The following is a 12,076-nucleotide window of genomic DNA, read 5'->3' as shown; positions in this document are numbered from 1 at the left end:
GGCGGATTAGGATGACAACGTAGTGGGGTGGAAAGAGTGATTTCATTCCTTTTTCGGCTTGCGGAGCGATTCGTAGTAATCCTTCCAGATGTATTGTGGCGGCCACTCGCCGCACCATTCGACGTTGAGGAATTTTCGCTGCGGGTTGAAACTGTCAATCAGGGCATCTTTCTTTTCGCGCAGCCAGCCTTTCAATTCTTTTTCGCGGGCGATGGCATCGTTGACGTACTGGTACGATTCGAGATAAATCAGGCAGTAGCAGTAGTATTTTCCGGCGAAAGAATCGGGTTTGCCTCGGTTGGCATAGTGCTCCACCAAACGAGCGGCGACATCGTTCGTCACGCCGACGTAGAGCGCCGTTCGGTTGGGATTGGTCGTGGTGTAAACGAAGTATTCGTGGAGGTTTTTCATTTTTCAGGAGATAAAGATAAACAAGTCGCCCTTCCAAAAACGAGGAGATATTGGTTTTTCGCCCTGCTTGTGTCTTTTGACCGAGCAGGCGTGGCGTGATGATGCTTTTCGTGAGAGGGTTGGTTCCGATGTACGCTTTGCGCTTGGTCAGAAGACACAAGCGCGGCGGGAAGCCCAAGCAAGGAGGATGCTTTCGCCCTGCTTGTGTCTTTTGACCGAGCAGGCGTGGCGCGATGATGCTTTTCGTGAGAGGGTTGGTTCCGATGTAGGGCTTGACGGATGTTTCTGCGCAATTTCGTCAGACTTAACCTTTTCCTAATCCTTAGATACCCGCCAAGTCCGCAAAGGCGTTCTACATTTGCCGCCCTGAAAACATCTGTTTCGTACGATTCTTAGTTTTTTCCCCCTCTCACTCATGGGCATAGCGCATACCATCAACGAAAAAGTATTTCGCCAGATTCACGGCAATAGCCTTGTTTACAACACTTGTTGGGAAGACCCCCGCTGTGACCGTCGTTTGCTGGGCTTGAATGAGAATAGCCGCGTCGTCATGCTGACCAGCGCTGGCTGCAACGCGCTCGATTACTTGCTCGATGAACCCGGCGAAGTGCATTGTGTTGACATCAACCCGCGCCAGAATGCGCTGCTTCACCTGAAAATTGCTTTGTTGCAGCACACTGACCACGCCACGTTGTTCCAGTTTATGGGGCATGGGGTGGCCCCGCAGGCGCGTGATGTTTTCTACGAGGCAATCCGCCCGCGCTTGCCCGACCTCTACTCGGCTAATTTCTGGGAAAGAAACCTGCATTATTTCAGCACCAGAGGCTTGCGCAAGTCCTTTTATTGGCACGGCAGCAGCGGCACGGTGGCTTGGATTATCCGCAAGTGGCTGCTCAGTCGGCCAGAAGCGGCCCGGCTCACGCATCGCTTACTGGAGTCGCAGAGCGTGGAGGAGCAGTTGGAGTGGTACGAGCAGCTGGAGCCGCTTTTCCTCAATCGCTTCGTGCAATGGCTTGTGCAGCAGCACTTGGTGCAGAGTATGCTCGGCGTGCCGAAAAGCCAGCAACATTTGGCTGCCGCTATTTTCCCTGACGGGTTGTTCGGCTACATCCGCCAATGCCTGCGCCATGTGTTCACGCGGCTGCCGATGTCGGACAATTATTTCTGGAAATTGTACTTTTTTGGTCGCTATGAGCTGGATTGTTGCCCGAATTATCTGCGTCCCGAACATTTTGACACTTTGGCGAGTCGCGCCGACCGAATCGAGACGCACAATGGCTCTCTGTCTGATTTTCTGAGCAAGCACCCCGGCCAATATACCCATTTTGTGCTGCTCGACCATCAAGACTGGCTGGCGGCACGTCGCCGCCGCCCGGCTTTGGAAGAAGAGTGGCGGCTGATTTTTGGAAATGCCGCACCGGGCGCCAAGGTGTTGTTCCGCACGGCATCGTTCGAGCCTAATTTTTTGCCCGCGTTCGTGCGAGAGCGGGTGCGATTCGACCTCGACGCGGCTGCATGGTCGCAGGCCAACGACCGCGTGGGCACCTATGCTGGCACATGGGTCGGCACGATGTGATTGCGGCTTTTTTGACGATTGCTGAATTCTTGTATCGCCTTATGCACTCACAAAAATGAACTTTTCCATGAAAGGCGATTCCTCTATTTCCCAGCCGGAAGCCATGCGCCACTATTATCGGTGGCACGCCGCGGCGTACGATGCCACGCGGTGGTCGTTCCTCTTTGGGCGCAAGGCTTTGCTGCGCCAGTTGCCCATAGCCGACCACATCCAGCAGTCTTTACTGGAGATAGGCTGCGGTACAGGACACAATTTGCGTCTGTTGGCGAAATGGCATCCCAACCTCCGATTGATGGGCGTGGATGTGTCGCCCGATATGCTGGAGCAGACCACAAAGGCCATGTCGCGCTTTTCGCGGCGTTTGCAGCTCTTTGAGCAGGCTTATGGCGCTACCCCGCTCAAGCTGACCGAGGCGCCCGACCTGGTGCTGTTCTCCTACGCGCTCACCATGTTCAATCCCGGCTGGGAAGTCGCTATCGAGCAGGCTTGGAAAGACCTGAAACCCGGCGGGCGCATCGCTGTCGTGGATTTTCACGACACGCCGAGCGGAGCCTTCCGATGGTGGATGGGCAAAAACCACGTCCGCATGGAAGCGCACTTGCTGCCGTTTTTGCAGTCGAAATTCAGAACGGAAATGCTGGAAATCTGCCCGGCTTGGCTTGGGTTGTGGCGTTACATGAAATATGTGGGGCAAAAAATTGAATAGCCGCTTTGCTCACTGAACGTTGTTCTGAATCACTTGCTCGTCTTCTTTCCTGTTTCTTTTTTTGAAAAATTTTGGATGCACGACCAATAGGCCGAATGACTCGCATTCTTCTTTGGTGCGCTTGGCGTGGTGCGTCCCGTGCGCCCGAAGGATGGCGCGAGAGTATTTGCTGTCCAGTTGTTTGAACCAACTGAACCGGCGGTGTATGTACACGTCGTGAATCAGGAAATAGGTGAGGCCGTAGAGCGAAATGCCGACCCCGATGAACAAGACCCAGAAATGGGGCGTGAGGCCGCCGACCATATAACAAATCATGCTGGGTATGGCGAACACGAGGAAAAAGCGGTCATTTTTTTCAAAAAAACCTTCTTTCTCATGTTTGGGCTGATGATGGTCTGCGTGCCAGCTCCACAGCAGCCCGTGCATCAGGTATTTGTGGGTGAACCAAGCCATGAACTCCATGCCGACGTAAGCAGCGAGTGTGATGAGGGTATAAAGCAACCAATTGGCCATACAATCTCGAATGTGGGTGGGTGAAATTTTTGTGATAAAACAGGCTCTAATGCAGTTTGTTTTGCAACGGGCTATTCAAAATCTTCTACACCTTTGCCGCATTATGGCAAAACAGCAAGGTCAGCTTATTCGCAGCCTCACATTGGGGGCGGCCACCCTGTTGGTGGTCAGTTCGGTCATCGGTTCGGGCGTTTACAAAAAAGTAGCGCCCATGTCCGCCGAGTTGCTCTCGCCCTCGTTGGTGTTGTGGGCTTGGGTCTTGGCGGGTGTCATCAGTTTGTGCGGTGCTTTGAGCAATGCCGAAATCGCGGGCATGATGGCCGATTCGGGCGGCGAATACGTTTATTTCAGGAAAATCTATGGGCGGTTCATGGGGTTTCTGTGGGGCTGGACCACCTTTGCCGTCATCAAGACTGCTGCCATCGCGGGCATCGCTTATGTTTTTTCACAGGCGTTCAATGCCATCGTGCCGCTGCCGCATCTGCCTGCGTCTATCGAAAACGTCGAATTTCTGGTGTTCAAGCCATTTGAAAATGCTGGGGTCAAGGCGCTCACCATCTCATTGATACTTGTGCTGACTTTCCTCAATTCGCGGGGTTTGCGGGGCGCTGCTGCTCTCAGCGTCTGGATAACGCTATCGGTCATCGTGGCGCTGACGGGCATCGTGGTGTCGGGCTTGCTGTATGGAGGCGGCAGCATGGCCAATTTTCAAACCCCTGCCGCCGAATATGTGCCGCGCTCTTGGATGGATTTTGAATTGATAAAAGCGATGTTCGCCGCGCTCTTGGCTGCTTTTTGGGCCTACGAGGGCTGGAACACGGTGGGCTTTTTGGGGGGCGAGATTCAGAACCCCAACCGAAACCTGCCGCTCGCCCTTTTTTCGGGGATGATGATTATCATCGGGGCGTATGCGCTGGTCAATTTTACCTATCTCTATGTGTTGCCCATTGACCAGCTCGTGGATGTCCACGAGCAAAAGAACGACATTGCTGCCGTCGCGGTGGTGCGGCATTTCGCGGGCGACGTGGGGGCCACGCTTATTTCGACAATCATCATCGTCACCACATTGGGGTGCACAAACGCGACCATTCTGATGCCTCCTCGTGTCTATTACGCCATGGCCAAGGACGGGCTGTTTTTCCCCCGCGCTGCCGATATTCACCCCACCTACCACACGCCCAACTCTGCCCTGTGGATTCAAGGCATCTGGGCATGCTTGCTTGTGCTGTCGGGCAGTTTCGACCAGCTCACGGATATGTTGATTTTCGCGGCGTTCTTTTTCTATGGCGCCACGGCGTTTGGCGTGTTTGTGATGCGCCGCCGCGAGCCAGACGCGGTGCGGCCCTACAAGGTGTGGGGCTATCCGGTGGTGCCAGCCCTGTTTGTGTTGTTCTGCGTGGCGCTCATCGTCATCACCTGCATCAACCATCCGCGCGAGGCAGGGCTAGGCACCGTGCTGATGATGACGGGGGTGCCGCTCTATTTTTGGTGGAATAGGCGCTGACCGTGATGTTGATGAGTTAAAAATTGGTTTTAGGATGCCGCCCTTTCTGCCTTGTCATTGAGTAGGCCATGTTTTGTACCTTTGCCAATATACAGAAACACGGCACTTTATGGCTAAAAATATTTCTCCGCAATCTTACCCTCGTATTCAAGATGAATCAGACAAATTTCACGGTTTCCTTGATGAAGCCTCTTTGATGGAACACCCATCTAAAGTTGGAGCGAATGAGATAAAGGCCATCATCGCCAAAGCGATTGCGCAAGCCAATGCCAAATCAAGTCGTCAGATTTTGGATATTCCGGTAGATACCTCAGCGACGGAACTGGTCAAAATATACGAAAAGGAAGGGAAAAAACTGTTCGATTACTTTCTTAAATACTACGGAGACCCTGCTTCTACGGCGTTTGAGTGCGAAGGATTGCATTACAGTGATGTTGCGCGCGAGCAATTCAGAAACCGCACGCTCCAAAAACAAAGAATGAACTCTGGGTGGCGTTATCAATTCATCGCCAAAGATTGCGCGATTTCATCGGGGAGATTTGTTGCTGTCTCCGACATTGGCACCTCTGAAGCCGATTTCAACGCTGTTGCAAATTTTAGAGACAAGAACTCACCGCCTTTAAACATCTACGTCTCGGTGAAAAATCGCTCCAACACGATGGGAGGGCAAGACTGGCCCAAGGCGATATCTGCGATGGAGCAGATGGCAGCGCACGACAAAAACAGGGTTGGCCCATACATCTGTGTTTTCGGAATCGTGATGGAGAGGGGGCATCGTACGATGCGCAAGGAAAAACGAACCGAACGCGCCTATTCCGTGAACACGGAAATCTGGTTTTCTGATTTTTTCTGGCCTTTTTTCTCCAATTATTCTTATTCCGAGATGATGAATCTTGTGCTTGATGTGTTGAAAGGACAAAATCTCGAACGACGAAATACCTTGGACATTCAAATCCCAAGCGAATTGATTGAATCTTTTGGCCATTGTTGTCAGAAGTTCAAACTATTAAATGCAAATGGCATTTTTAACAATCCAGAAAGACTTTTAGACCTTTTTTGCAATAAAAAATGAGCGATGTCAAACTACACTTAGGCGATTGCCGAGAAGTGCTTGGAGCATATCCCGATGGTCACTTTAATTTGATTTTTACGAGTCCTCCCTATGCAGATGCTCGAAAAAATCATTACGATAGCATCCACCCTGACGATTTCCCAATGTTTTTCAGCACTTTTCACGAACAATTCTGGAGGGTACTGTCAGATGAAGGTTCTTTGGTGATAAATATCAAAGACAAAGTCGTAGATGGTATAAGACACCGTTACGTCTGGAAAACTATCATGGCACTTAGCGACTTGGGATGGCGCTGTGTAGATGACTATCTATGGATTAAGCCTAATGCCATGCCGGGCTATTGGTCAAATCGTTTGCGAGACGAGTGGGAATACTGCTTCCACCTCACAAAGCAAAAAGAGTTTGCTATGTATCAGGATGCGGTAAAAAAACCTATCGGCAATTGGGTGGAGAAAAGACTGGTTAATTTAAACGGCAAAAGCGCGGAAAGGCATAATAGTGAAAATAACAGTGGTTTTGGACGTGATTTGCGAAACTGGGAAGGCAAAGAATACGTCCTCCCAGGAAATACGGTAACTGCTGCTGTGGTAGGTAAAAACATGGGGCATCCCGCCGTTTTTCCGGTTCCTTTGGCGGAGTTCTTCATAAAACTTTTCACAAAAGAGGGCGACCAAGTGCTAGACCCCTTTGGAGGCAGCGGAACCACTGCCCTTGCCGCATTGGCGCTCGACCGTCATGTCGTTTTGATTGACAATAAACCTGAGTACATAGAAGTAGCAAAGGTGCGCATCGAAAAAATGCAGCAAGAGACTGGGTTGCAGTACAAGCTCTGGTAATCTTCATTAGACTTGTTGTGGTGGAGGGCTTTTCCTTCGCCAAAGGCCTCCATCGCAACAGGTCTATTTCTCCAGCCGCTCCATCAATCGCCCCGTAATGCGGAGAAAATCCATCTCCGTGATGATGCCCACCAATTCTTTGCCTTTCACCACAGGAAGGCAGCCGATGCGGTGCTGCTGCATTTTGTGCATGGCATCCATGATGGTGGTTTCGGGTGCCACGGTCACGGGTTTTTCTATCATGATTTCGCTCACGATGGTGGCGCCGCTGTGTTTCTTCAATTTGCCGCAATGAGCAAAATGGCGCAGCAGCATCCGGCTGGAGATGAGGCCAATCAGCTCGCCCTTGCTGTTCTCCACAGGCATATAGCGGATGCGCCGCCAGTCCATTATTTCAGCGACCAGTTCTATCAGGTCGTCTTTTTGCACGGTGAACAGGTCTGTGGACATGAACTCTTCCACTTTCAGTTTGCCGGGATGCCAATCCGTCAAGTCGGTGACGGAGCCTTCTTTCCATGTGTGCACAGGCTTATTCTCTTTTTGATTTTTCACGATGGCGGCAGTGACGGCTGCCACAGCCTCGTCGTTGGTGACTTCTTTTTTCAAGGCTGTAAAAGTACGCAACAGCCACCGCGCCCCATTCTTGTGTTCCCTGGCGCGGGCTTCTATGATGCCCAAATACTTGCTGATGTCGGCATTTTTCACCTTGCGCGATTTCAGCCCCTCTTTGGCCATCGGCAACAATTCTTTCAAAATCAGCTCTGTGACGGGTACCTTTTTGTCCTTTAACCAAGTGAAGGTAGTGTCAATGCCGAATTTGGCCGATTTCAAAAAATTATCGCGGGCATCCACAAAATCAATATGCTTGGTGATGTCCTCGTAGCGGTTGCCCATCGCCACCATGCAGCCGAGCCAGAAGGCCGCGTTGGCCACCTCGTCCACTGTGGTGGGGCCGGATGGCAGCACACGATTCTCGATGCGCAGGTGCGGCTTGCCGTTAGGCGAGATGCCGTAGCAAGGGCGATTCCACCGATAGACGGTGGAGTTGTGGATTTGCAGGGCGCGAAGCTTGGGGGTCTTGCCGTCGCGCACCATGTTGAGCGAGTCCTCTTCGATGGCTCCGGCGAGCAACACGCGGAAACGGCTGATGTCTTCTTTGTAAATCTCCGTGATGTCGCTGCGCAACCAGCCAGAGCCAAAGTTGACACGGGGAAGGCGCTCCCGCATGTGGTCGTGCGTGGTGCGCGTGTCGAGGCTTTGCTGGAACAAGGCGATGCGGGTTTCATGCCATAGGCGGCGGCCAAACACCAAGGGGGAATTGGCAGCGATGGCGATAGTAGGCCCCGCCAACACCTGAGCGATGTTGTACATTTTCACGAAGTCTTTCGGAGCTACTTGCAAATGCACCTGAAAACTGGTGTTGCAAGCCTCCAACAGGGGCGAATCGTGTTTTACCAATAGTTCGTCCACGCCTTCCACGCGCAATTCGAAGGACGTGCCCAGCAAGTGTTTCTGAATCGCCGCCATCAATGCATAATAGCGGTCTTTGGGAGTCAGGTTTTGCATTTCCAAATCATGCTTGCGCAAGGTGGGCAATATGCCACATAGAATGATAGAGGCATCAAACTCGTCCAGTACTTTCTGAATCTCTTTCAAATACCTCAAATTTTCGGCCTCCAGCTGACTCAAACAATCGCCTGAAAACTCTCGCGGGCTTAAATTGGTCTCCAGATTGAACTTTGCCAACTCCGTCACACACCACGGCTTGTCATCGCCCAATTTGGCCAACACCTCCATGTTGATACAAGCAGGCTTGAAGGTTTTATTATGCACAAGACACATCTCTTGTTCAGCGCCGATGCGCGTGATGTTTGATTCAAACCAATCGTTTTCAAGCATATACTCAAATGCCTGGACATCGTCCAGAAGGCTGCGCACAAAGTGCAGCATCTCGTTTTTACTGTCAATAGTGCTTACTTTTTGAAATCCCATAACTTGTGTGGCCGGGGCGGTTGGTGGATAAAATCCGGCGGGCAATATTATTGGTTTAAAAACTATTGCACAAAAATTTGTTTAAGTGGTTGAAAGCCAACTTACTTTGCCCTATGAACTCAGAGGCTGCCATATTGCACCTATCCCAACATGATAAATTGCGTCCCTTGATTGAGGGTATTGCGCCGCCAGACTTCACCCCTACTGGAAAAGTATATTTCGACCTGCTTGAATCTATTGTCTCCCAACAACTTAGCATCAAGGCTGCCAGCACTATCTTCAACCGCTTCTGCGCTTTGTTCCCCGACAATTATCCGCACCCCGCTATGCTCTCTGCAATAGAGACAGAGCAATTGCGCCTCGCAGGATTATCCAATCAGAAAGCAAGTTATTTGCAGAACGTAGCGGCATTTTCTCTACAACACGACCTTGAAAATCATCAGTGGGAGGCGATGAGTGATGATGAAATCATTGAATTTTTGACCCGAATAAAAGGCGTGGGCAGATGGACCGCACAAATGATATTGATGTTCACCATTGGCCGACCCGATATATTTCCCATTGATGACCTCGGCATACAGCAAGCCATGATACGGCTATACGAATTGGATGAAAAAGATAAAAAACTCAAACAGACCATGATAACACTTGCAGAGCCTTGGCGACCTTGGCGCACCATCGCCTGTCGCTATTTGTGGCGCTGGAAAGACACACGTTGACGTTTTTTTCGAGTGCGTGATTTGCTAGAAAAATCCGTAAAAACTTAGTTAGAAAAATGATTTCGTCTTCATTGCAAAAGCATACAATCCTAAAACAAGTCTCTCTGCCTTCTACCTAAGTTTTTACAAATTTTTTTGACAACCCACTAAATGTCAATACAACGTTTAACAAGACATACACTTTACTTATACTTCGCGCCGCCAAGTTTTGGGCATGGCTAAAAGCGCAATCTGTTCAAAATCAGGGAATCAGTCATGGTGAACTGGCAAATCTTGGCGAATCAAGGTATAAAAGCGAGTAAAAACTATACAATTGCCAACAAATAGCGGGTGCATTATTCCGGCATATATTGGAACAGCGTTCCAGCGATTCTCGCTTTGTTGGGTTCTGAGGTGTCATCCCGGAAGAATGGAGGGATGACATCTCAAAAACAGGCCGAGATGTCACCTTTTTCGTTCCTCAAAAGATGACACCTCTTACAAACCGAGAATAGCTGACAGCGTTCCGATTTACTTGATACAATTTGAAATGCACCCATATAGCAGTTTCAAAAAAAGCCTCTCAAATCGTAAATCCCCAATCATAAATCGAAACAATCGAAACAATCGAAACAATCGAATACACTCACAACAACACTAACTAAACAGCAGCAAACAATGAAGTCACAGGAAAGTCTTAGGTACCCCATCGGAAAATTTGAGTTTGGAAAAATATGGTCACTTGAAGACACCCGGCGCAACATAAAAGCCATTGCCCGACTACCCAAAGAACTCAAAAAAGCAGTCAAGAAATTGAAAAGTGGTGAATTGGATATACCCTACCGCCGTGGAGGCTGGACGGCACGCCAAGTCGTGCACCACTTGGCAGACAGTCATTTGAATGCATTTGCTCGCATGAAACTCGCCGTCACGGAAACAACCCCCATCATCAAACCTTATGAAGAAGCAAGCTGGGCAGAAACAGAAGATGCCAAGTCAGCACCCGTGAAGCTATCCATTAAAATTTTGGAGCCCCTGCACAAACGTTGGGTCATGTTTTTGGAGTCGCTTTCCGAAGAAGACTTGGAGCGCGGCTATTTCCATCCTGAACAACAACGAGTCATCTCGCTCCCCGAAGCTATCGCACACTATGCTTGGCATGGTCAGCATCACATTGCGCACATACGACTTGTTAGCGCCAAAAAAGGAAAACACAGAGAAGCAGAAAGTGTGTTGGCACCTGCTCCACGCGCAGCAGCCCGCCCACGCAAGCAACAACTACACGCCTCCGACCAAAAATCTGCCGCCGCAGCACCCGCCCCCGCCAAGCGCAAGCGCCGCAGCAGCGCGGAAGTAGCCGCCGAAAAAGCGGCCAAGGCCGCCCTGCCCAAGCTCTCGCGTGCCGAAGTGCTCGAAAAAGCCCGCGCCGCCCGCGCCGCCAACCTCGCCGAGAAGGCCGCCGCCGCGCCGAAAAAGACTGGCGCCGCCGCCCCCGCCAAGCGCAAGCGCCGCAGCAGCGCGGAGGTAGCCGCCGAAAAAGCGGCCAAGGCCGCCCTGCCCAAGCTCTCGCGTGCCGAAGTGCTCGAAAAAGCCCGCGCCGCCCGCGCCGCCAACCTCGCCGAGAAGGCCGCCGCCGCGCCGAAAAAGGCCAAGGCCGCACCTTCATCTGGTGATGCCCCTAGAAAGCGTGGCCTAAGCCCCGAACGCATGGCCGAAATCAGGGCCATGAGAGGCAAAAAGAAATAGACTTGCCATTGTGGAGAAATAAATGACAACGGCTTCCGGCGTTTGCTCCGCTGGAAGCCGTTTTTTTGCCTGCCAATATGAATCGTATCATCGGAAAATTTGGTGGAGAACACCCCGGCGCGCTGGTGCTGGTATTTGGTGCCTTGCACGGCAACGAACCAGCGGGGGTCAAGGCATTGGAAGCCGTATTTCAAATGCTGCACGAAACGGCCAACTCACACCCGGATTTTGTTTTTCACGGAACATTAGTGGGTATGCTCGGCAATCGGAAGGCTTACGAGATTCGGCAGCGTTTCATCGAAAAAGACCTCAACCGACAGTGGACATCGGAGAACATTCGGCGGGTTTTGGCCGAAAAGGCAAGGGGGCTGGATGCCGAAGACCTCGAAATAGCGGAAATACTCGAGGCCGTGCATACCGAGATTCAGGACACTTGCCCTGAGGTGCTCGTTTTGCTCGATATGCACACCACCTCAGCAGGGGGCGGTGTTTTTTGCATACCCACCGACGAGGGTGCCAGTCTTCGCTTGGCCAAAACACTCCATGCCCCTGTCATTCTCGACCTTTTTCAGGGCGTGCGCGGCACCTTGTTGCGCTTTGCCGCCGATGGGCACTTGCAAATAGGCGGTTTTCCCAAAATAGCCTTTGGCGCAGCCTTCGAGGCGGGACAGCATGAGGAGCCACTATCGGTGAGCCGTTCCATTGCCGCCATCATCAATTGCCTCCGCGCAACAGGCTGCATCGAGCCGGAGGATTTGCCCAATGCGCACGAAGCCGTTTTGGAAAATTACAGCGCCCGGCTGCCCAAAGTCACCAGATTGCGCCATGTTCACCACATCCGCCCAGGCGACTCGTTCCGAATGAGGCCGGGCTACACCAATTTCCAGCCGATACGTCAAGGCGAACACTTGGCCGACGATATCACGGGGCCTATTCTGGCACCCACGGCTGGCCTCATGCTGATGCCGCTATATCAGCCCAAAGGCTCGGACGGCTTCTTCATAGTGCAAGAAATCTGAAAA

The 12,076-nt window shown here is 51.5% G+C and carries 11 protein-coding genes; 8 read left to right on the top strand and 3 right to left on the bottom strand.

What is annotated here, in order from left to right:
* Positions 1–42: 42 nt before the first annotated feature.
* The gene (locus KIS77_17360; protein ID MCW5924094.1) at positions 43–411 is read right to left on the bottom strand and encodes a GIY-YIG nuclease family protein; all 369 of its coding nucleotides are present in this window, start codon (positions 409–411) and stop codon (positions 43–45) included.
* A gap of 415 nt (positions 412–826) precedes the next feature.
* On the opposite strand from KIS77_17360, the gene KIS77_17355 reads away from it, so the two are divergent.
* Entirely contained in the window at positions 827–1,987 is a 1,161-nt protein-coding gene (locus tag KIS77_17355; protein MCW5924093.1) for a BtaA family protein, read from the top strand.
* 55 nt (positions 1,988–2,042) lie between these two features.
* Positions 2,043–2,693, top strand: coding sequence for a class I SAM-dependent methyltransferase (locus KIS77_17350; protein ID MCW5924092.1), 651 nt, complete (start codon positions 2,043–2,045; stop codon positions 2,691–2,693).
* A gap of 9 nt (positions 2,694–2,702) precedes the next feature.
* On the opposite strand, the gene KIS77_17345 is transcribed toward KIS77_17350, so the two are convergent.
* Positions 2,703–3,206 (bottom strand): fatty acid hydroxylase, encoded by a 504-nt coding sequence (locus tag KIS77_17345; GenBank protein MCW5924091.1) that lies wholly within the window; start codon positions 3,204–3,206, stop codon positions 2,703–2,705.
* Positions 3,207–3,309: 103 nt separating this feature from the next.
* Between KIS77_17345 and KIS77_17340 the strand changes: the two genes are divergently transcribed.
* The 3 genes from KIS77_17340 (at position 3,310) to KIS77_17330 (ending at position 6,618) form a co-directional block, all read left to right on the top strand.
* Positions 3,310–4,710 carry an amino acid permease gene (locus KIS77_17340; GenBank protein ID MCW5924090.1) on the top strand — a complete coding sequence of 467 codons (1,401 nt, stop codon included), beginning with the start codon at positions 3,310–3,312 and terminating at the stop codon, positions 4,708–4,710.
* Positions 4,711–4,819: 109 nt separating this feature from the next.
* Entirely contained in the window at positions 4,820–5,782 is a 963-nt protein-coding gene (locus KIS77_17335) for a hypothetical protein (GenBank protein ID MCW5924089.1), read from the top strand.
* On the top strand, positions 5,779–6,618 hold the full coding sequence (locus KIS77_17330) for a site-specific DNA-methyltransferase (protein MCW5924088.1): 840 nt from the start codon (positions 5,779–5,781) through the stop codon (positions 6,616–6,618). The genes KIS77_17335 and KIS77_17330 overlap by 4 nt, the downstream gene beginning before the upstream one ends.
* A gap of 63 nt (positions 6,619–6,681) precedes the next feature.
* On the opposite strand, the gene KIS77_17325 is transcribed toward KIS77_17330, so the two are convergent.
* Entirely contained in the window at positions 6,682–8,610 is a 1,929-nt protein-coding gene (locus KIS77_17325; GenBank protein MCW5924087.1) for a CBS domain-containing protein, read from the bottom strand.
* A 113-nt stretch (positions 8,611–8,723) separates the two neighbouring features.
* Here KIS77_17325 and KIS77_17320 point away from each other — a divergent pair, with 113 nt between their 5' ends.
* The 3 genes from KIS77_17320 to KIS77_17310 all read left to right on the top strand — a co-directional run bounded on the left by KIS77_17320 (position 8,724) and on the right by KIS77_17310 (position 12,073).
* Entirely contained in the window at positions 8,724–9,329 is a 606-nt protein-coding gene (locus tag KIS77_17320) for a DNA-3-methyladenine glycosylase 2 family protein (GenBank protein MCW5924086.1), read from the top strand.
* A gap of 657 nt (positions 9,330–9,986) precedes the next feature.
* On the top strand, positions 9,987–11,054 hold the full coding sequence (locus KIS77_17315; protein ID MCW5924085.1) for a putative metal-dependent hydrolase: 1,068 nt from the start codon (positions 9,987–9,989) through the stop codon (positions 11,052–11,054).
* Positions 11,055–11,131: 77 nt separating this feature from the next.
* Entirely contained in the window at positions 11,132–12,073 is a 942-nt protein-coding gene (locus tag KIS77_17310) for a succinylglutamate desuccinylase/aspartoacylase family protein (GenBank protein ID MCW5924084.1), read from the top strand.
* Positions 12,074–12,076 lie beyond the last annotated feature (3 nt).

Source organism: Saprospiraceae bacterium (assembly GCA_026129545.1).
In the GTDB taxonomy this organism is placed as follows: domain Bacteria; phylum Bacteroidota; class Bacteroidia; order Chitinophagales; family Saprospiraceae; genus M3007.
The sequence above is the reverse complement of the archived record's forward strand: the minus strand, read 5'-3'. Positions and strand labels throughout refer to the sequence as shown.

What these genes read in the sequence shown, in the direction of transcription:
- KIS77_17325 (MCW5924087.1), bottom strand. Translation starts at nt 8,610, where the DNA reads ATGGGATTTCAAAAAGTAAGCACTATTGACAGTAAAAACGAGATGCTG.
- KIS77_17360 (MCW5924094.1), bottom strand. Translation starts at nt 411, where the DNA reads ATGAAAAACCTCCACGAATACTTCGTTTACACCACGACCAATCCCAAC.
- KIS77_17315 (MCW5924085.1), top strand. Translation starts at nt 9,987, where the DNA reads ATGAAGTCACAGGAAAGTCTTAGGTACCCCATCGGAAAATTTGAGTTT.
- KIS77_17310 (MCW5924084.1), top strand. Translation starts at nt 11,132, where the DNA reads ATGAATCGTATCATCGGAAAATTTGGTGGAGAACACCCCGGCGCGCTG.
- KIS77_17340 (MCW5924090.1), top strand. Translation starts at nt 3,310, where the DNA reads ATGGCAAAACAGCAAGGTCAGCTTATTCGCAGCCTCACATTGGGGGCG.
- KIS77_17355 (MCW5924093.1), top strand. Translation starts at nt 827, where the DNA reads ATGGGCATAGCGCATACCATCAACGAAAAAGTATTTCGCCAGATTCAC.
- KIS77_17335 (MCW5924089.1), top strand. Translation starts at nt 4,820, where the DNA reads ATGGCTAAAAATATTTCTCCGCAATCTTACCCTCGTATTCAAGATGAA.
- KIS77_17350 (MCW5924092.1), top strand. Translation starts at nt 2,043, where the DNA reads ATGAACTTTTCCATGAAAGGCGATTCCTCTATTTCCCAGCCGGAAGCC.
- KIS77_17345 (MCW5924091.1), bottom strand. Translation starts at nt 3,206, where the DNA reads ATGGCCAATTGGTTGCTTTATACCCTCATCACACTCGCTGCTTACGTC.
- KIS77_17320 (MCW5924086.1), top strand. Translation starts at nt 8,724, where the DNA reads ATGAACTCAGAGGCTGCCATATTGCACCTATCCCAACATGATAAATTG.
- KIS77_17330 (MCW5924088.1), top strand. Translation starts at nt 5,779, where the DNA reads ATGAGCGATGTCAAACTACACTTAGGCGATTGCCGAGAAGTGCTTGGA.